At 55.3% G+C, this 23,523-nt stretch carries 22 protein-coding genes; 16 read left to right on the top strand and 6 right to left on the bottom strand.

Features of this window, described 5'->3' with window-relative positions; all coding sequences use genetic code 11:
- Window position 1: 1 nt before the first annotated feature.
- Genes DFO57_RS04705 through DFO57_RS04695 form a run of 3 tightly spaced genes read left to right on the top strand, consistent with a single transcriptional unit; the run spans window position 2 to window position 3,230 of the window.
- The gene (locus DFO57_RS04705) at window positions 2–1,474 is read left to right on the top strand and encodes an aldehyde dehydrogenase (RefSeq protein ID WP_014605809.1); all 1,473 of its coding nucleotides are present in this window, start codon (window positions 2–4) and stop codon (window positions 1,472–1,474) included.
- A gap of 24 nt (window positions 1,475–1,498) precedes the next feature.
- Entirely contained in the window at window positions 1,499–2,830 is a 1,332-nt protein-coding gene (locus DFO57_RS04700) for an FAD-binding oxidoreductase (protein WP_019105196.1), read from the top strand.
- 10 nt (window positions 2,831–2,840) lie between these two features.
- Window positions 2,841–3,230: a RidA family protein gene (locus DFO57_RS04695; protein ID WP_015700278.1), complete on the top strand. Its 390-nt coding sequence runs from the start codon at window positions 2,841–2,843 to the stop codon at window positions 3,228–3,230.
- Window positions 3,231–3,310: 80 nt separating this feature from the next.
- Here the strand turns inward: DFO57_RS04695 and DFO57_RS04690 are convergent, their stop codons facing one another.
- Window positions 3,311–5,191 carry a M48 family metallopeptidase gene (locus tag DFO57_RS04690; RefSeq protein ID WP_199226563.1) on the bottom strand — a complete coding sequence of 627 codons (1,881 nt, stop codon included), beginning with the start codon at window positions 5,189–5,191 and terminating at the stop codon, window positions 3,311–3,313.
- A 148-nt stretch (window positions 5,192–5,339) separates the two neighbouring features.
- Here DFO57_RS04690 and DFO57_RS22655 point away from each other — a divergent pair, with 148 nt between their 5' ends.
- Window positions 5,340–5,510, top strand: coding sequence for a hypothetical protein (locus DFO57_RS22655; protein WP_158279688.1), 171 nt, complete (start codon window positions 5,340–5,342; stop codon window positions 5,508–5,510).
- 63 nt (window positions 5,511–5,573) lie between these two features.
- Here DFO57_RS22655 and DFO57_RS04680 read toward each other — a convergent pair whose 3' ends face one another.
- On the bottom strand, window positions 5,574–6,620 hold the full coding sequence (locus DFO57_RS04680; RefSeq protein ID WP_019105199.1) for a GntR family transcriptional regulator: 1,047 nt from the start codon (window positions 6,618–6,620) through the stop codon (window positions 5,574–5,576).
- Between the two features lie 284 nt (window positions 6,621–6,904).
- Here DFO57_RS04680 and DFO57_RS04675 point away from each other — a divergent pair, with 284 nt between their 5' ends.
- The 10 genes from DFO57_RS04675 to DFO57_RS04630 all read left to right on the top strand — a co-directional run bounded on the left by DFO57_RS04675 (window position 6,905) and on the right by DFO57_RS04630 (window position 15,982).
- Window positions 6,905–8,281, top strand: a complete 1,377-nt coding sequence (locus DFO57_RS04675; protein ID WP_014605814.1) for an amidase family protein — start codon at window positions 6,905–6,907, stop codon at window positions 8,279–8,281.
- Between the two features lie 19 nt (window positions 8,282–8,300).
- The gene (locus tag DFO57_RS04670) at window positions 8,301–9,176 is read left to right on the top strand and encodes a polysaccharide deacetylase (RefSeq protein ID WP_013025811.1); all 876 of its coding nucleotides are present in this window, start codon (window positions 8,301–8,303) and stop codon (window positions 9,174–9,176) included.
- A gap of 34 nt (window positions 9,177–9,210) precedes the next feature.
- Window positions 9,211–10,581 (top strand): MFS transporter, encoded by a 1,371-nt coding sequence (locus DFO57_RS04665; RefSeq protein ID WP_110015127.1) that lies wholly within the window; start codon window positions 9,211–9,213, stop codon window positions 10,579–10,581.
- A 9-nt stretch (window positions 10,582–10,590) separates the two neighbouring features.
- Window positions 10,591–11,364, top strand: a complete 774-nt coding sequence (locus tag DFO57_RS04660; RefSeq protein ID WP_014605816.1) for an SDR family NAD(P)-dependent oxidoreductase — start codon at window positions 10,591–10,593, stop codon at window positions 11,362–11,364.
- A gap of 9 nt (window positions 11,365–11,373) precedes the next feature.
- Entirely contained in the window at window positions 11,374–12,120 is a 747-nt protein-coding gene (locus DFO57_RS04655; RefSeq protein ID WP_105079482.1) for an SDR family NAD(P)-dependent oxidoreductase, read from the top strand.
- Between the two features lie 10 nt (window positions 12,121–12,130).
- Window positions 12,131–12,415: a hypothetical protein gene (locus DFO57_RS04650; protein WP_014605818.1), complete on the top strand. Its 285-nt coding sequence runs from the start codon at window positions 12,131–12,133 to the stop codon at window positions 12,413–12,415.
- Window positions 12,416–12,438: 23 nt separating this feature from the next.
- Entirely contained in the window at window positions 12,439–13,458 is a 1,020-nt protein-coding gene (locus DFO57_RS04645) for a GTP-binding protein (protein ID WP_015700286.1), read from the top strand.
- Between the two features lie 4 nt (window positions 13,459–13,462).
- Window positions 13,463–14,659, top strand: a complete 1,197-nt coding sequence (locus tag DFO57_RS04640; protein WP_110015126.1) for a PotD/PotF family extracellular solute-binding protein — start codon at window positions 13,463–13,465, stop codon at window positions 14,657–14,659.
- Window positions 14,660–14,694: 35 nt separating this feature from the next.
- Complete coding sequence (locus DFO57_RS04635) at window positions 14,695–15,156, top strand: NUDIX hydrolase (protein ID WP_013025805.1); 462 nt, start codon at window positions 14,695–14,697, stop codon at window positions 15,154–15,156.
- Between the two features lie 415 nt (window positions 15,157–15,571).
- Window positions 15,572–15,982, top strand: coding sequence for a VOC family protein (locus DFO57_RS04630; protein ID WP_110015125.1), 411 nt, complete (start codon window positions 15,572–15,574; stop codon window positions 15,980–15,982).
- A gap of 1,070 nt (window positions 15,983–17,052) precedes the next feature.
- Here DFO57_RS04630 and DFO57_RS04625 read toward each other — a convergent pair.
- From DFO57_RS04625 to DFO57_RS04610, 4 genes are all read right to left on the bottom strand, one after another.
- Complete coding sequence (locus DFO57_RS04625; protein WP_014593738.1) at window positions 17,053–17,589, bottom strand: C40 family peptidase; 537 nt, start codon at window positions 17,587–17,589, stop codon at window positions 17,053–17,055.
- 253 nt (window positions 17,590–17,842) lie between these two features.
- Window positions 17,843–18,556 carry an MgtC/SapB family protein gene (locus tag DFO57_RS04620; RefSeq protein WP_014593728.1) on the bottom strand — a complete coding sequence of 238 codons (714 nt, stop codon included), beginning with the start codon at window positions 18,554–18,556 and terminating at the stop codon, window positions 17,843–17,845.
- Window positions 18,557–18,865: 309 nt separating this feature from the next.
- Window positions 18,866–21,193: an FdhF/YdeP family oxidoreductase gene (locus DFO57_RS04615; RefSeq protein ID WP_029570018.1), complete on the bottom strand. Its 2,328-nt coding sequence runs from the start codon at window positions 21,191–21,193 to the stop codon at window positions 18,866–18,868.
- Window positions 21,194–21,345: 152 nt separating this feature from the next.
- Window positions 21,346–21,510, bottom strand: coding sequence for a DUF2256 domain-containing protein (locus DFO57_RS04610; protein ID WP_013025800.1), 165 nt, complete (start codon window positions 21,508–21,510; stop codon window positions 21,346–21,348).
- Between the two features lie 154 nt (window positions 21,511–21,664).
- Between DFO57_RS04610 and DFO57_RS04605 the strand changes: the two genes are divergently transcribed.
- Together DFO57_RS04605 and DFO57_RS04600 are read left to right on the top strand one after the other, a co-directional pair.
- Window positions 21,665–22,999, top strand: coding sequence for a glycoside hydrolase family 10 protein (locus DFO57_RS04605; protein ID WP_170934914.1), 1,335 nt, complete (start codon window positions 21,665–21,667; stop codon window positions 22,997–22,999).
- Window positions 22,996–23,433 carry a GNAT family N-acetyltransferase gene (locus DFO57_RS04600; protein ID WP_110015124.1) on the top strand — a complete coding sequence of 146 codons (438 nt, stop codon included), beginning with the start codon at window positions 22,996–22,998 and terminating at the stop codon, window positions 23,431–23,433. The genes DFO57_RS04605 and DFO57_RS04600 overlap by 4 nt, the downstream gene beginning before the upstream one ends.
- The last annotated feature ends 90 nt before the right edge of the window (window positions 23,434–23,523 follow it).

Genomic DNA, 23,523 nt, shown 5'->3' with positions numbered 1-23,523 from the left:
CATGTCAGATTTTGATCCCGATAAGGTCCGTCTTTCGACCGGACATTTTATCAACGGCCAGTTTGTTTCGGCATCCGGCAAAACAATGGGGATTAAACGTCCCTCGGATGGCCAGCATTATGCCGACATCAACGAAGCGGGCGCAGAAACGGTCGGCGAGGCGGTAAGCCTCGCGGAAGACGCGCGCATTCGCAGCGGCTGGTCAAGCTGCTCGCCACGCGAACGGGGCGCGGCCATTTCCCGCTGGGCGGATTTGATCGATGCCGACAAAGATTATCTGGCGCAGCTTGAGGCGGTGGGCTCCACGCGTCCGATAACGGACACGATCAATATTGAAGTGCCTTTCACCGCCGCTGCTCTGCGTTTTTATGCAGAATGCGCAGACAAGTACAGCGGAGATGTGTTTCCAACCCAGAACAGTAGCCTGGGGATGCTGGTGCCGGAACCTTATGGCGTGATCGGCGCGATCACGCCGTGGAATTTCCCGTTGTCGATGGCGTCGTGGAAGTGCGGCCCGGCGCTGGCTGCGGGAAACGCGGTGGTGCTCAAGCCCTCTGAGCTGACGCCATTTTCCACCGCGCGGCTGGCTGAGCTGGCCGTGCAGGCCGGTATTCCGCCCGGCGTGCTCAACGTCGTTCAGGGCGGCGGACAGGTCACCGGCAATGCACTGGTGACCCATCCTCTGGTCAGAAAGGTGTCCTTTACCGGTTCAACCGCGACCGGGGCGGCGATCATGAGCCAGGCCGCGTTGCACGGTACCAAGCCCGTGACGCTGGAACTGGGCGGAAAAAGCCCGCAGCTGGTTTTTGACGATGCAGGCGATGCGGATGAAATCGCCGAGCGCCTGTTTCTGGGCTTCACCGTCAACGCCGGTCAGGCCTGTGTTTCAGGGACGCGTCTGATCATTCAGAAAGGTATCGCGGAACGGGTCATCGAAAAGCTTATCGCCCTGTGCAAAACACCGCTGCCCGGTATGACCTGGCAGGCCGCCACGCGTTACTGTCCGCTGATTGATCAACGTCAGGGGGAAAAAGTCGCGACGATTATCGCGCAGTCCGTGGCGCAGGGGGCCAGCATTCTGGCCGGCGGCCAGCGTTACGAAAACACCGCGCAGGGCTGGTTCTGGCAACCGACGCTGTTAGCCAATGTGAATCAGGATAACGTCGCGATTCAGGAGGAGATCTTCGGACCGGTGCTGACCATCCAGACGTTTAGCGATGAAGAAGAAGCCCTGGCGCTCGCACAGCATCGCGTTTTTGGCTTATGTGCAGGCGTGCATACGCTCAACATGCCACGTGCGATGCGGCTGATGAAAGCCCTGGACAGCGGTACGGTCTGGATCAACCGCTATCGTCGAACCTGGGACTTTATCATTCCAACCGGCGGCTTTCAGGGGTCAGGTTTTGGCAAAGATCTTGGGCGCCAGGCCTTTGAGTCATGTCAGCGCTACAAGAGTGTCTTAATCGATTTTTAACACCTTTACTGGAGATCACAGACGATGCCCGCACCGCTCAGGCTTGTTCAGGACAGTACATATTTCCCCGATTCGGTGGATGTGGTGATTATCGGTGCCGGGATTGCAGGTGCAGCGACCTGTTGGGAGCTGACCAAAAAAGGCTATCGGGTTGCCGTGATCGAAAAGGGCCTTGTCGGCGCAGAGCAGTCCAGCCGTAACTGGGGCTGGTGCCGTCAGCTTAACCGCGACGAGCGGGAAATTCCGCTCATTCTGCACGCCCTGCAACGCTGGCATGCGCTGAGCGACGACATCGGAATGGACGTAGGGTTTCGCGCCAGCGGGCTGGTCTATGCCACGCGAACGGAGAAGGATATTCGCAACTGGGATAACTGGGGCAAGATGGCAAAGCAGTACGGCATTCGCAGTCGAATGCTGAGTGCCGCCGAGGCCAAAACGATGACGCCGGGCAGTACCACAAACTGGCATGGCGGCGTACATTCCCCTGACGACGGTTATGCCGACCCGGCTTTAGCCGCGCCGGGGCTGATGGAAGCCGCGGTGAAAAAGGGCGCGTTTCTGTTTCAGCGCTGTGCGGTTCGCGGGCTGGATATCTCGGCAGGACAGGTCAGTGGGGTGATAACCGAACGCGGCCTGATCAAAACCGCCCAGGTCGTATGCGCCACGGGCGCCTGGACATCGCTGTTTTGCCGCCGCCACGGCATCGATCTGCCCGCCGGTAACGTCATTGGCAGTGCGTTTCGTACCCATCCTGCGGAGCAGCCGCTCACTCTGCCTTTCTATACGGATGCCTTTGCCTGTCGTCCACGCCAGGACGGAGGTTATACCATTGCGCTGTCTGGAACCGGACGGCTGGAGCCGGGGTTCCAGGGCTTACGCTATGCCCGAGAGTTTTTCCCCTTATACAAAGCCCGCCGGTTAAATCTGGAAACCAAAATCCGGTTCTCATCGTTTTTGCAAGGCCCTGAATCCCGGGCAAGCTGGTCTATGGATGGCCTTTCACCCTTCGAGAAACTTCGGGTGCTGGATCCTCAGGTTTCAGACGGCATCGTTGAAAAGGGGCTGGCGGCGATAGGCAGGGAGTTTCCGGCGCTGGCCGGGCTGCGGGTGACTCAGGCCTGGGGCGGCGTGATTGACTGCATGCCGGACGACATTCCGGTCATTTCTGCCGTACCGCAGCTTCCGGGGCTGATCCTGTCTTGCGGCTACAGCGGCCATGGATTTGGTATTGGCCCCGGTGCGGGACGTCTCACGGCGGACCTGGTCACCGGGGATGCGCCGATTGTCGATCCCACCGCGTTCCGCTATTCCCGTTTCCGCGACGGCACAACGCTGAAAAAGCCGGGCATGATGTAAAGAGGTGAAGATGCAACCATTAATACACGCGCGCGATATACAGGACACACCGCATCCGGGCCACTATTCGCACTATGCGCTGACCTCGGGATTGATGTTTATCTCCGGCCTGTTGCCGGTCACGCCAGCCGGAGAAATGCGCAGCACGGCCTCCTTTGCTGAGCAGACGTCGCAGGTGTTGGCCAATCTGGAGGCCTGCCTGCAGCAGGAAGGCCTCAATAAGCATCATCTGGTGATGGTGAGGGTTTATCTGGTGGATGTCGGGCTGTGGGCAGAATTTAACAGGCTATATGCACAATGGCTCGGCGAGTGGAAACCCGCCAGAGCTATCGTGCCGGTGCCGGAACTCCACTACGGCGTGCTGCTGGAGGTTGAAGCAACGGCGGCAACGGGCCGCTAAAACGCCGGACGTGAGCCTGTCCGGCAGCCGTGGTGCGTAAAAAATAAAAACCGTCGCAGGCGCGCCCGCGACGGCAGAGGTCAGGCCGTGCCTTGAGGGGTTTCCGGCTGCACCTGTTCTTTCAGCGCCCGCACCGTCTGGTGGCGATGCCAGTAATAGTTGAGCGTGTATTTAACGTGTTCAATCTCTTTTTTCAGACCGGGCAGGCGGATTTTGCTGCGCTTTTTGCCCTGTGCATTGGGCTGAACATGCTGCACATACACACTGTCTCTGCCGAACTGACGCAGGACGTTAATATTTTTGACGTTATCCCACTCAAGTAAACCGGCTGAATGCGGCTGCACGATGCCTTGCCAGGTAATGATCATCTGCGAACCATCTTTGAGCGTGAAAGGCACATCCGGAAAATACTTTAAGACCAGCGCTGTCTCTTCTTCACCCGTCGGTTGGTAACGCCAGGCCAGGCTCTCTTCATGTTGCGAGGTGAAGTCTCGCTCATATTTTTGCCAGAGCCGCTGCTCTATCTGATCGGCGACCGGGATTACATCGACCCAACTGTCCGCCGGTGATGTCGCGGCGATGACGGCGTAATCCGCCTCTTCCACGGCATAGTTAACGTTGCGCATTCTTTCAGACAGTGGGGGATGAGAATCAAAGGGATGGGGGATATTCTGTTCACGCATCGTGCTGACAAAGTCTGCGGAACTCACGTGTTGCGGCAGGCCAACGGCGATGGCCTGACTGATCCCGGGTGCATTTTCATACAGCGTTTTATTTGCAAAAAGCTTACGCTCAACTTCGTAACGATAGCTGGCATAGGCTGAGATTTTGATTAACGATTCAATAATCGCCGCAGAGGAGACGCGCGCGGCGGCGTTCCGGTCGGCGATAAATTCGCGTTCACGGCTGTTACGCTGCCACGCGAGTTCGAAGAACAGGCGATAAAGATAGAGCGGATAAAAGACAATAAGCGTGGACAGATTCTCGCTCATTAACTGCGTATACATATCGAACCGATGGAGCTTTGGACCCAGCAAGGCACCCGATGCCGTATCGCCTTCGTGCAGGTGTGTCAGTTCATGCACCATCACGCTGTCAGCCTGCGCGGTACTCAGCTGACGCAGCAGGGGAATACTGACATACAGTTTTCGGCCTTGCAGTGGCTGGTCGTTCACGCTCAGCGGTGCTTCTGTCACGAAGAAGTTGGTATCGATACCGGCGATGATGTGATCCGGCGGGATAGTGCCCACGCTGGCCGCCAGCGCGTCAACACACGCCCAGAGTGCCGGGGCTGCTTCGCGGCTGACCACGTCGCCTTCAATGCTCTCCTCCGGCGGCAGCTTTTTAAAGATGCCTTTGATCATGTAATACATCGCAGCCAACACCAGCAGTGCGACCAGGATCACCAGCTTTGGATAGTATTTTTGCGTGAAAAAGGCGGTGCCCCAGAAAGAAAGCCACACCAACATGGCGCCCTGTACCAGCACCTGCAGCGAGCACGCCAGCATTAAAAAGGGACGCGCCAGGCGGAGGCTGAGTAACTGCCCCCGTCGGCTTTTAAATGCCAGCGCACTGAACAGAAGGATCATCAGCAGAATGACGCCGCTGAAAACCATCGTCCATAGAGCGACTTTGCCGATGAGATAAAATTGCGACAGTTCGGAACCCGGTCCACAGACGGCATTTTTATAGTCAATCAAATTGTCGGCGACCGGTCCGCAGACGCTGGAAGGCGGATTGGCTTGCAGAAACTGCATTAATTTACCCAGACTTTGATTCTGCGCACGCGCATTATCGATAAAAATCTGGGTGTATTCCTGATCGAGTTCGTGACTGCCGTAGTGAGCAAAAACCAATGTAATCGCAGGGGTTAAAAACAGCGTGAGCAAAAGCCATAAGAAAACTTTTGCATATCCTTTTTTCAATGCCGTTAATTTATTCACAATAATTCGCTCGCTCATTGTCGGTGGGGGGGACAAGCTGTTTATTATCTGGCGATACTGACAGGGCGTTTCCGACATCAGGAAAATGGCGTGAGATCCGTCTCAGCATGCTTCAGCTTTGTGCGTGTCTTATTTGTGCGTGTCTTAGAAGAGCAAGATGGATTATATGCCAGCAATTACTTTACGTCTTCTTAACACTCGTGGCGTTCAGCACACTCGTGGCGTTCAGCAGCAAAAAGCCGATCTGTCAATGCGAGAGGCTCGCGGCGGGGCTCGCAGTAAAACGATCCTGTGGCAGGCTGGCCGCATGTTCATCAGTCACGCGATTTTCGTCTGATAATTTATGATTGAACCTGATTAATGCGGCGCGTTTCGTTTTAGATTTTTTCGCTGGAAGGGCTTACTGGCGCTCCATAAAGACCGGCAATTCAGGCACCGGTAACACGGATAAGACTTTCAGGCGCTGTAATGTTCTGACCTGCGCCCGCTCAAGGTGATCGCGCATACAGGCGGCCGCCAGTTCCCAGTTCCTTTTCAGTAAAAATTCATAGACCAGGCTGTGTTCATCCAGCATTGCGCTGTCGACAGGAATGCTGAGCCGCTCGTAGAAAATTCGGGTGACGATAAACGGCGATTGATTTTGCCGTAAAATTTGCATCATCAGCTTATTGCCCGCAGGCTCCAGGCTGCGAATGTGCAGATCTTCTTCCAGCATTTCGAGTTCCGCGGCATTAAGCTGTTTGCCCCGGCAGGTTTGCACGTTATCCAGCCGCGCGTTAAGCCAGGCAACACTTAACCGTTCCCCGGCTTTTCGTAATGCGGCCGGCTCCAGATGCGCCCTGATTTCAAAATGGTCAGCCAGTTCGCGCGCGGTTAACGGGCCTGTCAGCCACTGAGAATAGGGCTCTTTTTCTACCAGCCCCTTGTCGCGCAGGCGCATCAGGCTCTCGCGTATCACCGCGCGGCTGGTGTTATAGTGCTTCGCCGCGCCCGTTTCATCCACCTGGTAGCAGCCGAATACCATCGCGGTAGACAGGATCCCCTGCAGGTTTTCGAGCACTTTTTCACCCGTGCTGCGCGTATCAACCAGCTCGTCGCGCTGTTCAAGGCCGAACAGCTCGCGCGTCAGCGCAATGCGAACCGGCTCAACGTCCTCATTATCGCGCGCAACGATAAATCCCCGACCTTCAAAACGGGCAATCCAGCCTTCATCATGCAGCATGCTTAACGCCCGCCGGACGGGAACACGACTGGTGCCAAACAGTTGCGCCAGCGGACCTTCCAGCAGCACAAGCCCTGCAGGCACGCTATTCTGCTGAAAAACCTTCAGTAAAACCTGGCGAATACTTTCGTAACGCGCAGAGCCTGCATCGTCCATGTCCGTTCCCGTCACCTTGTTTTGCATTGTTTCATCTTCTGCTCTCCGTCCTGCCAGCCACATTAGCATATCTGACAGCACTCCCGGTGCAGGCTATCAACAGCACTGATGTAGTGCACCTTGCCCAATAATGGATCACTTTTAAATTAATACATTTAATGTCTGCGTGCAATTTCATCTGTGACGTGACGAAATTATCGAAAATGCGGCAAATAACCCCTTGATAACACATCAAATTTAATTATAAGGATCGACATGATCACAATTATGCAACTTAACAGTGCTTTTTATGGCACCGTTATTGCTATCTTCAAATGTACATTGAAACGTAATATACATTTAAAGGTGATGCTGTGCAGGCCGAAAATGTTCGTCAGTTATTCATGGCTGGTCAGATTGATGCGCTGGGAATCAGTGCGCTCTATGCACAACAGCGCCTGTCGCCGCTGGCCTTTACCACAGCCTGTCTAAAAGCGGCTGAAAACGCGCCTTCCGTTTTCATCTCAATGACCGCCGCCCGTGCCCGCGAAGAGGCCGAAGCCTCAACGCTGCGCTGGCAAGCGTGCCGCCCGCTGAGCCCACTGGATGGTATTCCGGTGGCCTGGAAAGATCTGTTCGATATTCAGTCAAGCCAGACCTCCGCCGGGTCGGCTACGCGAAGCAATGTCCCTGTCGCACCACAGGATGCCGCGCTGGTGGCACAGTGTTCGGCAGCAGGACTGGTGACGCTGGGTAAAACCAACCTGAGTGAATTCGCGTTTTCCGGCCTTGGACTCAATCCCAGTTTTGGTACGCCGGCCATCCGGGGCACTACGTCGCAGCTTTTTGCACCCGGAGGATCGTCCAGCGGCGCGGGACGGGCAATTGCGGAAGGTCTCGCCTGTATCGCCTTTGGCACCGACACTGGCGGCTCAATACGGATTCCTGCCGCATTCAGCGGCACGATTGGCTATCGCGCCAGTCGCCAGCGCTATGTGACAACGGGCGTCTATCCTCTGGCGCACTCGCTGGACACGGTGGGGCCGCTATGCCGAAGCGTACGTGATGCTATTGCCCTGGATGACATTCTGTGCGGCGCGCAAAAAATGCGCTTTCCTGCGCCGCACTTTCGTGTCGACGAGGCCTTACTGGCCGCGTGCCAGCCGGCCGTGCGTGAGAACGCTTGTCGCCGGATAGCCCAGTTGACGGCCGCCGGGTTCAGAATTGATCACGCGCCACTTCAGGCCTTTAACCAGGCACTGGCCTGGATTGCCGATAAGGGCTGGCCGGGTGGACGTGAGGCCTGGCTGCTGCATCGCGAACTGTTAGCCTCGCCTGACGCGGCATTGATGGATGCGCGCGTACGGGAACGCCTGCTTGCCGCCAGCCATCAGGATCCTGCGGTGCTTGAAACGTTTCTGGCACAACGCAAGTCGTGGCAACAGGCACTGGCGGCAGAACTGGACGGGGCGGTGCTGATTACGCCTACCGTTGCCCACACCGCACCGGAACTGGCCCCCTTGATGCAAGACGACGATCTGTTTGCCCAGACCAATCTTGCCACGCTGCGGTTAACCATGCCGGGCAGTCTGCTGGATATGCCGGGAATCGCTTTGCCGACCGGCAAAGACGCAAACGGGCTGTATACCAGCCTGCTTTTTTCCCTTCCTGCTGGCGAGGATCGCCGGCTTCTTCACGCTGCCAGCACGGTCGCAGGCACGTTTACGGCAGACCATTCCGTCTGCGCTTAACTCCTTAGAGGAAAGACTCATGGCTAAAGAAATTTTGTGTGCATTTGGTGTTGATGTGGATGCGGTTGCGGGCTGGCTGGGTTCTTACGGCGGGGAAGACTCGCCGGATGATATCTCACGCGGACTGTTTGCCGGGGAGGTGGGTGCACCGCGCCTGCTGAAAATGTTTGCTGAACACCAGTTGCGTACCACCTGGTTTATTCCCGGTCACTCCATTGAAACCTTTCCTGAGCAGATGAAAGCGGTGGTGGACGCAGGGCATGAAATTGGCGTTCACGGTTACAGCCATGAAAACCCCATCGCCATGACACCCGCGCAGGAAGAAGCCGTACTGGACCGCAGCATTGAGCTGGTCACCCAGCTGTCCGGAAAACGTCCGACAGGCTATGTGGCGCCCTGGTGGGAATTCAGCAACGTGACCAACGAGCTGCTGCTGAAAAAGGGCATCAAATACGATCACAGTCTGATGCACAACGACTTTCATCCTTATTACGTTCGCGTCGGCGACAGCTGGACCAAAATTGATTACAGCCAGCATCCCGACAGCTGGATGAAGCCGCTGACGCGTGGTGAAGAGACCGATTTGGTCGAGATCCCCGCTAACTGGTATCTCGATGACCTGCCGCCAATGATGTTTATCAAAAAATCGCCAAACAGCCACGGCTTTGTGAACCCCCGTCATTTGGAAGAGATCTGGCGCGACCAGTTCGACTGGGTTTACCGCGAAAATGACTACGCGGTGTTTACCATGACCATTCATCCCGACGTTTCAGGTCGTCCGCAGGTGCTGCTGATGCTGGAACGTCTGATCAAGTACATCCAGAGCCACCAGGGTGTGCGATTTGTCACCTTCGACGAAATCGCAGATGACTTCTTAGCGCGCAAACCGCGTTAAGTTTCTTTCCTTTATCTTGCAGAGCGATCACGACATGAGCATCTACAAAAAAAAATCCGTTAACGGCTGGCAGCCACAGCAGTTAACCATCAGGGATGTGAAATTCGCCACATGGATTGCCTTCTTCGCCTGGATTTTTGCCGTTTACGACTTCATTCTTTTCGGCACGTTACTGCCGGAAATCGGCGGCCACTTTGGCTGGAGTGAAGTTGAGCAGTCGGAGATTGCCACCTGGGTCGCTTTCGGCGGGGCGGTCATCGCCCTGGCCATTGGGCCACTGGTCGACCGGCTGGGGCGTCGCATGGGCATCGTGATTACGGTGGGCGGCGCGGCGCTGTGCTCGCTGCTGACCGCAATCGGCGGCCTGTGGGGCAAGAGCGCGTTAACCGCTATTCGCTCCGTCGCTGGCCTTGGCTATGCAGAGCAGACGGTAAACGCCACCTATTTATCTGAGCTTTATACCGCACTCGACGATCCTAAACTCAACAAGCGCAAGGGCTTCGTTTACAGCCTGGTGCAGGGCGGATGGCCGGTGGGGGCGCTGGTCGCATCAGCCCTGACCGCGATTTTGCTGCCGATCATTGGCTGGCAGGGGAGCTTTATTTTCGCCGCGTTCCCCTCGCTGGTCATTGCGCTGCTGGCGCTCAGACTCAAAGAAACGCCACAGTTTGAAGTGCAGAAAAAAATCAAAACGCTGCGCGAGCAGGGCAAAGACAAGGATGCCCGTCAGGTGGCTGCCGACTATCTGGTGCCGTATGAAGATCAGCCTAAATCGGGTTTTGCTTCGGCGTTTCGTGGCACCGCCCTGCGTTCGACCTTAGTGCTCGGCATTGCCATTCTGCTGAACTGGTTCGCAATCCAGATCTTTAGCGTGCTGGGCACGACGGTCATCACCAAAACCCACGATGTGTCGTTCAATAACTCGCTGCTGATCCTGATTCTGTCGAATCTGGTGGGTTACTGCGGTTACCTGGCGCACGGCTGGCTCGGCGATCGGATTGGCCGCCGCAACACCATTGCCGGAGGCTGGATGCTGGGCGGTATTGCCTTTGCCGCCATGCTGTTCTGTCCGGACAACTTTGCCATCATCGTTGCGCTGTACAGCGTCGGTCTGTTCTTCCTGATCGGACCCTATGCCGCTGCCCTGTTTTTTATCAGTGAAAGCTTTCCTACCGCAATCCGCGCGACGGCGGGTGCCCTCATCATGGCTATGGGACCGGTCGGTGCCATCGTAGCCGGTATTGGTACTACCTCGGTGCTGAGTCAGGGCGGCCACTGGCAGGAAGCCGCTCTCTGGTTCGGTGCCGTACCCTGTTTTGTCTCCGGCATCATTATTCTGTTTGCACGACCGGCGGCGCAACTGGATACCCAGGTCAGCGCCACCTCGACCCAGCCTCAGGCTTAAGGACAGCATATGCAGAATGAAAACGGAACGCCGGTCGCCGCTATCAGCGGTGCCGCCAGCGGCATTGGTCTGGCGCTGGCCACGCTGTATGCGCAGCGTGGCGTGCGGGTGATTGCGGGTTATTACCCGCAGGATCCGCACGATCCGGCGCTGGCGTCAGCACAGGTTGAAGCCGCGGGCGGAGAGGCACTCTGGCTGCCGCTCAACGTTGGCTCCACCGCCTCCGTCGATGCATTTATCGCCCAGGGCGTTCAGCACTTTGGTCGGCTTGACTACGTGGTGGCCAACGCCGGCATTCTGCGCCGCGCAGGCATTGATGAGATGAGCGATGCGCGCTGGGATGAGATGCTGAATGTCGATCTGACGGGCGTGATGCGGCTGTTCCGCGCTGCCGCCGCGCATCTGCATTCCGGGGCCAGCCTGGTTGCCGTGTCATCGATTGCAGGCGGGGTTTATGGCTGGCAGGACCATGCTCATTACGCGGCGGCGAAAGCCGCCGTACCGGGCATTTGCCGGTCGCTGGCGGTGGAACTGGCACCGCGCGGCGTCCGCTGTAACGCCATTATCCCCGGCCTGATTGAAACGCCGCAGTCGCTGGATAAACACAACTCGCTTGGCCCGGAAGGGCTGGCGAAAGCGGCGCACGCGATTCCCCTTGGGCGAGTCGGCCGGGCGGACGAGGTGGCAAAAACAATCGCGTTTCTCACCAGCGAAGAAAGCAGTTATCTCACCGGACAAAGCCTGATTGTCGACGGCGGGCTGACCGTCCGCTGGCCTGATTAAGGAGAGAGTATGCAGTTAGCAAGCAAACGCTGCGTTGTCAGCGGGGCGGCCAGCGGAATCGGGGCCGCCATCGCTACGCTGTTCGCCCGTGAGGGCGCACACCTGATACTGACCGACCGGAACAGTGAGCATCTGGAGGCCATGGTGACACGCTGTCGCGCCTTAGGTGTGCCCTGTTTTGGTGTGGTAGCGGATGTCGGGGAGGTCGACGGGGCCACGGCGGGCGTGGATGCCTGCCTGGAACGGTTCGATGGGATTGATATTTTGGTTAACAATGCCGGTATGCTCACGCAGGCCCGCTGCACGGATATCACGCTGGCCATATGGGAGCAGATGATGGCGGTGGATTTACGCAGCGTCTTTCTCGCCACCCAACGTGCGCTGCCTTCCATGCTGGCGCAGCGCTGGGGAAGGGTGATCAATATCGCCTCGCAACTGGGAATAAAGGGCGGCGCCGAACTGAGCCATTATGCCGCCGCCAAAGCGGGGGTGATTGGTTTTACCAAGTCTCTGGCGCTGGAAGTCTCTGCCGATAACGTGCTGGTGAACGCGATCGCGCCGGGGCCAATTGAAACCCCGCTGATCGATGGCATCAATCAGGCGTGGAAAACCGCCAAGGCCGCTGAGCTACCGCTGGGGCGTTTCGGCCGGGCAGACGAGGTGGCACCGGTTGCGCTGCTGTTGGCCAGTGAGCCGGGCGGCAACTTGTTTGTCGGTCAGACGCTGGGGCCGAATTCTGGCGATGTAATGCCCTAAGGAGCACGCGATGTGTGGAATGTGCGGATTGCTGGATAATGGGCCGCAGTGGAGCGATGCGCTGGAAAACAATCTGCCCCAGCGTCAGCTACGCCTGCAGCAGCTGGCGCTGCTTAACCGGGCGCTTAAGCCCTGGCGACTGAGCTTAACCGAGTTTCACACCAGTTGGGTGCTGTCCAGTCCCACGGGGCAGCAGGTCATGGTGAGCTCGCTGGACCTGCTGTGGAAAGAAGCCGAGAAGATGACCCGACGCACTCTCGATCCGCTGGATGAGACCTGGCTGGCGGCGCTTTGATGGCGAGTAACGGAGAGTCCGCGATGCGAAATGAAAAACTGCCGCTGCATATCCTGAGCGGCTTTCTCGGCAGTGGTAAAACCACGTTGCTGAAGGGCTGGCTGACGCACCAGAATCTTAACGATGTTGCGCTGCTGGTGAATGAGTTTGGCGAAGTCGGGATTGATCACCATCTGTTAAATGAAGTGGCACCGGATACGGTGCTGTTACCCAGCGGCTGCGTATGCTGCCAAATTCGCGGTGAACTGAAAACGGCGCTGCTGGACCTCTACGAACGCCGTACGCGCGGCGAGCTACCACCGTTTAGTCAGGTGATACTCGAAACCACCGGGCTGGCCGATCCTGCGCCCATTCTGTCAACCTTGCTGCACGATCCGCAGCTTAAACACCATTTCAGTCAGGGCACGCTGGTGACGCTGGTCGATGCAGAGCACGCCCGTTTACAGTCGGCCCATCAGCCCGAATGGTTAGCCCAGGTGAGCGCGGCTGACAAACTCCTGCTCAGCAAATGCGATCGGATCGATCACGACGGTTTGCTCGCCCTCCAGACATGGCTTGGCGGTTTAAACCCCCTAGCGGAGCTGAGCGATACGCAACATGCGCTGGCCGAACCCGGGCAGTTATTCGCGCTTCGCCTCGCCAAAGGAACGCACGCACAGCGGTTTCGCTGGCTTGGTGCCGTGGGCGATGCCCGCTACAATCTGACTCCCGGACAAAAAACGCATCATCACCCTTTAACCCAGACCTGCGTGATCACTCTGGAAGACGAACTGAACTGGCCCGCGTTTGCTATCTGGCTGTCAATGCTGTTACATAGCCATGGGCAATCGGTCTTGAGAATGAAGGGCATTCTGCGTTTTAGCGGCACCAGTGCGCCGGTGGTGATTCACGGCGTTCAGCATACCTTGCATCCGCCCGTACATATGAACGACTGGCCGGGGGATTTAGACACTTCCAAACTGGTTTTTATTCTGCGCGGACTCGACGCAGAGCGGCTGAAACAGGGATTTAACCGCTTCCAGCAGGCGTTAAAGGACAGGTAAAACGATGAATTCTGCAGCGAAGGTCAACGATCAACTCACTTTACGCGTGCTCGGGACCTCCGTCACGTTGCTCGAAATGCTACGCGTCAGCGCCGAGAAAGATCTGGGCATTCGCATTGAATATTTGCTGCACAGTGTGGAAGATGCGCAGCGCATTGCCGTCATGCAGCCTGAGAGCTATGACCTTTACGATCAGTGGTTTCACAATATTGATTTTGTCTGGCCCGCGCAGGCCATTCAGCCGCTGGAGATTAAACGACTCAAATACTGGGACGAGATCACCCCGCTGGCTAAAACCGGCAGGCTGCGTCCGGATCTGCCGCTCGCTGACGGCAGCGTGCCCTCTGAACGGCTTTATGTGCAGCGCGACAGGCATCTGGGCAGCCATGCCAGCGATCACATCAGCATGTTGCCGCTGACGCACAACGTTGACAGCTTTGCCTATCACGCCGACAGGCTCCCGGCCGCGTTACAGCAGCAGGAGGAAAGCTGGGGATGGCTGTTGCATCCTTCACTAACGGGCCAGGTTGCCTTACAGGAAGATGCGGCAATGGGCGGCATCGATGCGGCGCTTGCCATGCAGGGCGCAGGTCTGGCGCGCTTTGCCAACACGGGCAATCTTACGCTCGAAGAGATCGACCTGCTGACGCAGCAACTGGCGCGCCTCAATCGTAACGGGCATTTTGCGGCATTCTGGGCCTCCCAGGATGAAGCCTGCGACCTCATTGCCAATCAGCAGGTGGAAGTGCAGAGCCTGTGGGCGCCCATCTATTTCCGTCATCACTTTCATCAACGTGGCTATAAAATGGCACGTCCGCGTGAAGGCTACCGCGCCTGGTACGGCGGCATGTCGCTTTCGCGCTGCGCGACCGGCAGAATCAAAGACGCGTCCTACGACTATTTAAACTGGTGGCAGTCCGGCTGGCCTGGCGCAGTGATGGCGCGGCAGGGTTACTATATCTCCAACGCGGAACGCAGCCGGGCGCATCTGTCAGCTGCAGAGTGGGATTTCTGGTACGGCGGCCAGCCTGCGAGAGAGGTGCTACTGGATGCCTGGGGCGCACCGCTGATTCCCCAGGGTGAAGTGCGGGATGGTGGGAGCTACGACGCGCGCATGAGCCATATTGCCGTCTGGAACGCCGTCATGGATGAGCACAACTACCTGACGCGCCGCTGGCAGGATTTTTTGCGGGCCAGTTGAAGGACTGCGCCAAGCTAAAACAGAAGGAAGAAGGCATGCGTACGCGCCGCTCGGCCCGACTACTGATCCTCAATGCTTCGCATAACCTATTGTTGTTCCGTTTTGTGCATACACAGGATGCACTTGCAGGCCATGCTTACTGGGCAACGCCGGGCGGCGGCGTAGAGGAGGGCGAATCATTCGAGCAGGCGGCGCTCAGAGAACTTTATGAAGAAACCGGTATTCGCCGGAACGATCCTGGCCCGTCCCGAAGAGAGCGATGCTTTGTCATGACGCTGCCCTCGGGCGAACGCGTTCAGGCACATGAGCGTTTTTTTATCATTAATGTCTCGGGAGACGAGATTGATACCTTGGGTTGGAGTGAAAACGAAAAGTCGGTTATTGCCAGCTATCACTGGTGGTCGATTAGTGCACTTAATGCCACAACCGAAACGGTATATCCAGACAATCTCGTAGAAATGTTGACCAGCATGGATTCAGATTCATCTGGGAAGTAGAAAAAATAAATGCTGGAAAAACTGACTAAGCCAGAAGAAGGTCGGTTAACCCGTTTATAGCGATACGATCATGCAATTATCCAGACCATAAATAAGATATATCGACGATACTTGAAAATTTAAATACATCATCTAATGATGTATTTATTAATTTCATAGGCTACACATATAAGATGATGAAATTACTTTTTATTAATGATAGCGCTAACCCGCAGAGGCATCATCAGGAAAAAATCCCTTATTCGCGCTAAGTTAAAGAACATGCTGAAAGGAGGGATGCATCAGAGAATGGGCACGCTTCTATATTCCATTACCCAGTTATGTTAAATCAGGGCTCATGGTGTGCGCATTATTTTGCATCACTGCACGATATGTTCGATGCTGATTCTCTTTATAGGTTGTCATTGAGGTGAAAGTGAACTTAGTTAAAATCGACCACGTCCACATTTATGTGCATGACCTGGATAAGGCAGAGCGCTGGTATAACGACGTACTGGGGTTTTCACGCGATGAGTCGTTGCTGTTCTGGTTTAAGCAAGGTGGCCCTCTGGTTTTAAAAAATAACGCTGCCGTGATTTCGCTGTTTTTAAGAACACATCAGCCGCCCGGCAATACCGTGGCATTCAGCCTTGAAGCCACGAGTTTTTGTCCGTTACTGCGCATTCTGGCAGCGCAATCCATACCTTTTATAGTCAGCGATCATCAGGTGTCGATGTCCGTTTATTTTTCCGATCCTGATGGAAATCAGATTGAACTGACGTCTTATCAGTACTCAGAAGCGAAGGAAAACCTGGCAATGTCTCAGGAGAGACTGCGGGAGGGTTAAATTGGACGGTAACAACGTCAGATCATAAGTCATTAGTTCTCATTCATGACAAAGAAGAAAAGGGCAGCGCAGTTATTTAAGGGATATCGTTGTGGTGTAAACAGGTGAAAGTATCCGTTGTAAGGTTGTCATTGCAGGTGAACTGACATGCTCCTGAATAATCATACCTATAAACAGACCTCAATTGGCAATCGTATAAATTTCGCCTTGATGGATTTTGCTGAATTCTGTGGAGAATTTGGCAACCTGGTGCACTAACTTTCATTTGGCCGCGCCAGTTTGGTTTGCAGGTAATCATGCAGCCCATGCAGCCTGACAAAAAAATTAAGATGATGTGTGCATCTTCCATAAACACGCTTTCTCTATGCTAAGTGAATCTCGACAGAGCAGAGATGCTGATGCGCATTTCGAACCATGAACATGCGTCGCAAAAGTTCATCATCATTTAATCTCACTGAGTAAAGAGGAAAGTCGCAAAACGGCAAAGCAGTTTTTTCGATTGTGGCCTGATGACGAAATGAATGAGATGTAGGTCATCAGGAAAACTTAAAGCCAGGGCGAAAAGAGACAGAAATGGCTTCGTATCCGAAAAAGACGAGCTAAACGGCCATATCAAAGTCTACCTGCAAAAGTGCGCATAATGTATATTATGTTAAATAAGGCATCCCGACACGTACCCGGTTACGCACCGGCACCTCACCTGCGTCCCCTCTGGACCTGAAGCCCGTTGATCACCAGGCGCGCTACGTGAAAACTGGCGCACAGAACCCCTGCGGGTTATACAGAATTCACGTAGCGTTGCCTGTCAGGATCTGACTATTGCCCACTTTTAGCTGCACGGCAGCGTCATCACACTCCGTTATTCATGCGTCATGCGCTTTGACCGTTCAGGCTGCTCTCGCGCGTACTCATCAGCAAGCAATCATAACAATGCGATAAGAATAATCATCCGCACGCAAACTGCCGCTGCACAGATTTCGGCGTTGTAGTTTCAGCACTGTGTTTTCAGCACTACGGCAGCAAGTTTTCCAGTTACGCACTCGCCAGCAAACCGCTTTGCGTTCTTCGCGTCAACTTGTTCGGTTCAACGTCACCTGCGCGCCGTATTCACGCGTCAGCCGGCGCGACTGGTAATAAACGGATTTCCAGTATGGGTTATCCAGTGACGAACGAATCACGCCTTTGCTGGCCGAGGCATGAATAAACTGATGGTCTGTGTCATAGAAGCCGACATGCATACCACCACCGATACGGAAAAACACCAAATCGCCCGGCTGTAAATGTTCCGGTGCTACGCGTACGCCCATATGCAGGAGATCGGCGGTAGTCACGCGGTCCATCGGCAGATTAAAGCGGTCATGCAAAGTACGCCAGACGTAACCAGAGCAGTCCACGCCCGACAGCTGCGTGCCGCCCCATTGGTATGGCGTATCATGCCAGGTGTGCATTTGGTCGTGAAGTGCAGCAACAATGGGAATTAAATCAGGATTTTGAGCTGAATCCGATGCGGAAACGTCCTCTGGAGCTTCGGGACGAGGATGATGGCTGCAGCCGGAAATCAGCAATATAAGGCCGGAAAGTAAAAAGAAAGATGTTCTACGCTTCATCGAGTGATCCGCACAGTAAAGATAAAGAGTCAGCAAAGTTAAGGGATTTATAACCTATTCATTCGCTTATAGAAATATCAAAGCTCCGCTTTACTTAACCTTACACTTCGAGCGTCAGGCCCTCCTTGTATAGCTCAAAATTTGCGCGATGGGAACAGAAATTAATAAACAAAATCACGCTGCTACGCGAAATCTGACGGATTACTCCCCTGCCCGTTCCTCAGAATTCACGTAGCGACGCCTGTTTTTTGTTCTATCCGTTTTCACTCGGATCCAACCCGCACACCTGCCAGCGCACGGAACTGACACCTTTCTCCAGGCTGATGCGACTCACCAGACTTTCAAGCTGTCCGGTCATGCTGGGCTGTCCCATCACTTCAGCATTCACTTCCATACGATGTGGCGGATCCATATCTTCGCTATGGAGCGACTGCAGGCGCAAGCCGCTGTTGCCCAGGCTGTGCAGCATCAGGCTGCGTACCTGAACTTCATCCTGAGCCAGACAGACAATTTGTACTTTATAATGTTGCACCGCTTCGTCGGCGGAGACGATGGACTGACGATTAATGCCCAGCGCCAGCTCGCGCAGCAGGATATTGGCGCACAGAATCACCATGCAGCCAATCGCGGCTTCAAGCAATAATCCCATGCTGCACAGCACCCCAACGGCCGCGGTACACCACAAGGTGGCGGCAGTGTTCAGGCCACGAACGTTTAATCCGTCGCGCATAATCACCCCGCCGCCGAGAAAACCAATACCAGAAACCACATAGGCGGCAACGCGCGTCGCGTCGCTGGCAATGCCCGGCACACATTGGGTCATAAGAACGAACAAGCAGGCGCCGGTGCTCACCAGCGCATTCGTACGCAAGCCGGTCATACGTTGTCGCAGCTGGCGTTCGCAGCCAATCAGCGCGCCAAGAATCAGCGCAGCCGACACGCGCAGTAAAAAGATTTTCCAGTCCATGATAAACCTCTCTCCGCTACGCACGTATGCGCAGTACGGAAAAATAAAGATGAATAAAATGGATTACAGCGGGCGCTGATGCACAGAGCACATCACGTTATGGAGGGAAGATTGAGCCGCCATCTTAACGCGCAGTTAAGACAGCCAGAAGACTATCTTACTGCAGAAGCCAGGTGTAATCGTTCGGGACTTGTGTCCAAGGTTGATTGCCTCATGAGTAAAATTCCCGGCGATTGTATAGCCATCTGAGTAGAGATTTCCACTCAGATGGCCGTTCGTTAAGGTTTGGTTTAGACCAGCAGAAAACCCTTAGCGGCGCGTTGCGCTATCCGCTGGCGCCTCTGTCTGGGCCAGTTCCATCATTACCGGGGTGCTTTTATAGGAAGGAATACCGCTTTTCGTGTCGTAGCTGTCCAGCGGTATAAGTACGTTAGCCTCGGGATAATAAGCTGCGACCGAACCTTCAGCCATGTCATGTACGGCAATGGTGAGATTATCAATACGACGATGCGTTGGGTTTCCGTCAGGATCCAGCGCAATCACATTCACCCGATCGCCCATGCGGACACCGTTTTTTTCCGCCTCATTTTCACTGATAAACAACACATCACGGCGTCCTTTGATTCCGCGATAGCGGTCGTCAAGGCCGTACAGCGTGGTGTTATATTGGTCGTGGCTGCGCAATGTCGTCAACACCAGGTCGTGGCACTTCAGCGAGCGCGGATCTTCATTGATGCCTTCCATGACCAGGAACTGCGCTTTGCCCGACGACGTGTGCCAGACTCGCTCGGAGGCGCCGTTGGGTAAACGAAACCCGCCTGGCTGCTGGAGGCGCTCATTAAAGTTTTCAAAGCCCGGCACCACTTTCTCGATGGCGTCGCGAATGAGGCTGTAATCGGCGATCATGCTGTCCCAGTCCACTACCGTGCCCGGCAGTGTGGCTTTCGCCAGGCCGGCAACCAGCGCGGGTTCGGATTTCAGATGCGGTGAGGCAGGATCAAGGGTACCGCGTGATGCGTGCACCATCGACATGGAGTCTTCAACCGTGACGCTCTGCGCGCCGGATTGCTGCCGATCGATCTCTGTGCGGCCTAACACCGGGAACAGATAGCTGTGTTTTGCCAGAAGCAAATGTGACCGGTTCAGCTTGGTGGCCATGTGCACGACCATGTCCAGCTTGCGCATGGCAGGAAACGTCACCTGAGGATCGGACATCGCTTCGGCCAGGTTACCGCCGAGGCAGAGCAACGCGTTGATTTTGCCATCCCGTATCGCCTGAACGGCCTGTACCGCACTGTGACCATGTTTGGCCGGTGGCTTGAAGCCAAAAACCTTTTCAAGACTGTTCAACAGGCTTTCGGAGGGAATCTCAGTGATGCCAACGGTACGATCGCCCTGCACGTTAGAATGACCGCGCAAAGGGCAGATTCCTGCGCCCTTCTTGCCCATATTGCCGCGCAACAGTAGCAGATTGGCAATCTGCTGAACATTTTGCGTTCCATACTGGTGCTGGGTAATCCCCATGCCGTAGCAAATGATTGTGCGTTCAGCATTGGCATAAAGGTGAGCAATATGCTGGATTTGCTCGCGCGTCATACCGGACACTTTCAGGATATGATCCCAGTCTGTCGCAGCCAAATCTGCCTTTAACGCGTCAATGCCTTGCGTATGTTGTTCAATAAAGGTCTCATCGAAGATGCCAGGGTTGCCGTTCGCTTTAGCTTCATCATCCATCGCCAACAAACATTTCATCACGCCTTTCAGCATCGCGGCATCGCCGCCTACCCGAATTTTATAATAGGTTGAGGCGAGTTCCGTTGAGCTGAGGGTTATCATCTGAACCGGACTCTGTGGCGCGGTAAAACGTTCAAGACCGCGCTCGCGCAGTGGGTTGATGGCGACGATTTTGGCACCGCGTTTTGACACCTCCTGCAGGGTTGCCAGCATGCGGGGATGGTTGGTTCCAGGATTGTGACCGATGCAAATCACCAGATCACAGTGGTCAAAATCATCCAGCTCCACCGTGCCTTTGCCGATGCCAATGGATTCTGGCAAGCCTACGCTGGTTGGCTCATGGCACATGTTTGAGCAGTCGGGGAAATTGTTGGTCCCAAACTCGCGGGCAAACAGCTGCCAGAGAAACGCCGCTTCGTTAGAGGCGCGGCCGGAGGTGTAAAACTCCACGCTGTCGGGATCCTGATAACTCCGCAGTCGCTCGCCAATTTCGTTAAAGGCCGTTTCCCATGCAATGGGCTGGTAGGTATCGCTGGCGGGATCATACTTCATCGGATGCGTCAGTCTGCCCTCTCCCTCAAGCTCATGGGCATTGCGCCCCCATAGCTCGGTAACGGTATGCGCCGCAAAAAATTCAGGTGTGGTGCGTTTGCTGGTTGCTTCCCAGGAAACCGCTTTTGCGCCGTTTTCACAGAACTCAAACGATGAAGTATGCTTGGGATCGGGCCAGGCGCAGCCCGGACAATCAAACCCTTCAGGTTGGTTGACCTTGAACAGCGCAATGACATCCTGGGTTACCGCCATCTGTCCGCGAATGGCACCGGCCACTGCTTTTAACGCGCCCCAGCCGCCCGCCGCACCGTCATAGGTATGAATGCCTGATGTGCTCTCTTGCTCTTTCATATTGCTCCACAATCACTGTTATTGGCTTTTCTTTAAGCCTGGTACAGTAATTGCGTTGGTGCGTGGGAACAGTGATGTAAAAGCCAGGATAACTTTTGCTAAATGTTACATGGCGGGTTATCGCAGGCAAAACCACAGGATTTTACCGGCTTTCAGGCATCGGCATTTGTGGCTCGCCGCTGCCGACGGCAGCGCTCGGAGCAATATTGCACCTCTTCCCAGCACTTTTCCCACTTTTTGCGCCAGGTCATCGGTTTCTGGCACTGTTTGCAATAGCGAACCGGCAATGACTGTTTATTGCCTTTAAATGTTTTCATTTATCGCTCCTTTGCTCAGGTTACGCCTCAGCATAAAAAGTTCAGGCGCCGGGTAAGGCAAACTGCGTGACCAGATGCTGGCAGGGTTGATTGACTTTGCGGCAAATAGGATCAGAATAGCCTGCATCAAGGACTGCGCTACACGGAGTTTATCATCATCAGCCTTCGCGATCTTTTCCGCCTTAACGCGGCGGTAAAACCCGGCCTGTTAGCCTCGGCTTTACTGCTGGTCAGCTGTGCCTCGACGCCGCCTAAGTCTCTGGTTACGCCTTTTCCGCCCGCCAGTAAACCTGCGCCGCCTTCTCAACCGGTGCCGCACAACGCACCCATGCGCGGCGTCTGGCTCACCACGGTTTCACGCCTCGACTGGCCGCCGCTCGCCTCGGTGAATATCAGCAGCGACGACGTGCGCATTCGGGTGCAGAAAAAAGCGTTGACGGATAAGCTGGATAAACTGAAAAGTCTGGGAATCAACACGGTGTTCTTCCAGGTTAAACCTGACGGAACCGCGCTCTGGGACTCAAAAATCCTGCCCTGGTCAGACATGATGACCGGGAAAATTGGGCAGAATCCGGGCTTTGACCCGCTGCAGTTCATGCTCGATGAAGCGCACCGGCGCGGTATGCGGGTACATGCCTGGTTCAATCCCTACCGTGTATCGGTGAATACCAAACCTTCAACAGTAGCCGAGCTAAACCGCACGCTGTCGCAACATCCTGCCAGCGTATTTGTGCTCCATCGTGACTGGATTCGTACCGCGGGGGATCGCTATGTGCTCGATCCGGGCATTCCCGATGCCCGTGACTGGATAACCAGTATTGTGGCTGAGGTGGTCAAGCGTTATGACATCGATGGTGTCCAGTTTGACGATTACTTCTATGCCGAGTCCCCCGGCTCAGCCCTGAACGACAGCCAGACCTTCATTAAATACGGTCAGGGCTTTGCGTCCAAAGCAGACTGGCGCAGACATAATACACAGTTGTTAATCGAGCAGGTTTCCCACACCATCAAGCAGCTCAAGCCGAATGTAGAATTTGGCGTCAGCCCTGCGGGCGTCTGGCGCAACCGCTCACATGATGCGGCAGGCTCAGACACGCGCGGCGCGGCCGCTTACGATGAATCTTACGCGGATACGCGCCGTTGGGTGCAGGAAGGGTTGCTGGATTATATCGCGCCGCAAATCTACTGGCCCTTCTCGCGCAGCGCTGCCCGCTATGACGTGCTGGCAAACTGGTGGGCTAACGTCGTCAAGCCGACCAAAACTCGCCTGTATATCGGTATCGCCCTATATAAAGTTGGCGTGCCGGCGAAAAATGAGCCTGAATGGACGATTAACGGTGGCGTGCCGGAGCTGAAAAGACAGCTGGATCTTAACGATTCCCTCCCGCAGATTGATGGCACTATCTTGTTTCGTGAAGATTTCCTGAATCAGCCGCAAACGCAGGATGCCGTGAATTATCTGCGCAGCCGTTGGGGGCAGACTCGATGATTCATACCGACATCGTCCCCGGCAGCGCACCCGCGCTACAGACGCTGACGGCCCGCCTGTCAGCCGAGCTGTTGGCAATAACCGGCGACAACGGAACCCATCACTTTACGCCATCAGACGGGGCGCTGTGGATACTTGCCACCGATGGAGTGGGTAACGCTGTTGGCTGCGGCGCACTCGTGCATGTTTCCGCTGAAACCGCCGAACTGAAACGCATGTTTTCAACCCGACAGCACGCGGGAACCGGCGCGGCGCTGCTGTCAGCCCTAGAGCAGCTTGCCCGGGCGCGCGGCTACAAGGCAATTCGCCTTTCTACCCGCGTCGTTAATACCCGTGCGGTAGCGTTTTATCAGCGTCACGGCTATCAACAAACCGCGCGCTATGGTGTGTACAAGGATAAGCCTGTGTCGGTTTGTCTGAGTAAAACGTTATGAGCATTAACAATTATTTTACTAATTTGCCATAAATAGCACGTTTGTCAGCACCGCCATTTTTTCGTGGAGTAAGATACGTCAATAAACGTA

The sequence above is a fragment of the Pantoea sp. AG702 genome, assembly GCF_003182295.1.
Taxonomy (GTDB): domain Bacteria; phylum Pseudomonadota; class Gammaproteobacteria; order Enterobacterales; family Enterobacteriaceae; genus Pantoea; species Pantoea ananatis.
The sequence above is the reverse complement of the archived record's forward strand: the minus strand, read 5'-3'. Positions and strand labels throughout refer to the sequence as shown.

Coding starts and splice junctions, on each gene's coding strand:
- DFO57_RS04680 (WP_019105199.1), bottom strand. CDS start 6,620: ATGCTAATGTGGCTGGCAGGACGGAGAGCAGAAGATGAAACAATGCAA.
- DFO57_RS04705 (WP_014605809.1), top strand. CDS start 2: ATGTCAGATTTTGATCCCGATAAGGTCCGTCTTTCGACCGGACATTTT.
- DFO57_RS04615 (WP_029570018.1), bottom strand. CDS start 21,193: ATGAAAGAGCAAGAGAGCACATCAGGCATTCATACCTATGACGGTGCG.
- DFO57_RS04665 (WP_110015127.1), top strand. CDS start 9,211: ATGAGCATCTACAAAAAAAAATCCGTTAACGGCTGGCAGCCACAGCAG.
- DFO57_RS04650 (WP_014605818.1), top strand. CDS start 12,131: ATGTGTGGAATGTGCGGATTGCTGGATAATGGGCCGCAGTGGAGCGAT.
- DFO57_RS04690 (WP_199226563.1), bottom strand. CDS start 5,191: ATGAGCGAGCGAATTATTGTGAATAAATTAACGGCATTGAAAAAAGGA.
- DFO57_RS04625 (WP_014593738.1), bottom strand. CDS start 17,589: ATGAAGCGTAGAACATCTTTCTTTTTACTTTCCGGCCTTATATTGCTG.
- DFO57_RS04700 (WP_019105196.1), top strand. CDS start 1,499: ATGCCCGCACCGCTCAGGCTTGTTCAGGACAGTACATATTTCCCCGAT.
- DFO57_RS04695 (WP_015700278.1), top strand. CDS start 2,841: ATGCAACCATTAATACACGCGCGCGATATACAGGACACACCGCATCCG.
- DFO57_RS04620 (WP_014593728.1), bottom strand. CDS start 18,556: ATGGACTGGAAAATCTTTTTACTGCGCGTGTCGGCTGCGCTGATTCTT.
- DFO57_RS04635 (WP_013025805.1), top strand. CDS start 14,695: ATGCGTACGCGCCGCTCGGCCCGACTACTGATCCTCAATGCTTCGCAT.
- DFO57_RS22655 (WP_158279688.1), top strand. CDS start 5,340: ATGCCAGCAATTACTTTACGTCTTCTTAACACTCGTGGCGTTCAGCAC.
- DFO57_RS04645 (WP_015700286.1), top strand. CDS start 12,439: ATGCGAAATGAAAAACTGCCGCTGCATATCCTGAGCGGCTTTCTCGGC.
- DFO57_RS04660 (WP_014605816.1), top strand. CDS start 10,591: ATGCAGAATGAAAACGGAACGCCGGTCGCCGCTATCAGCGGTGCCGCC.
- DFO57_RS04610 (WP_013025800.1), bottom strand. CDS start 21,510: ATGAAAACATTTAAAGGCAATAAACAGTCATTGCCGGTTCGCTATTGC.
- DFO57_RS04655 (WP_105079482.1), top strand. CDS start 11,374: ATGCAGTTAGCAAGCAAACGCTGCGTTGTCAGCGGGGCGGCCAGCGGA.
- DFO57_RS04600 (WP_110015124.1), top strand. CDS start 22,996: ATGATTCATACCGACATCGTCCCCGGCAGCGCACCCGCGCTACAGACG.
- DFO57_RS04640 (WP_110015126.1), top strand. CDS start 13,463: ATGAATTCTGCAGCGAAGGTCAACGATCAACTCACTTTACGCGTGCTC.
- DFO57_RS04670 (WP_013025811.1), top strand. CDS start 8,301: ATGGCTAAAGAAATTTTGTGTGCATTTGGTGTTGATGTGGATGCGGTT.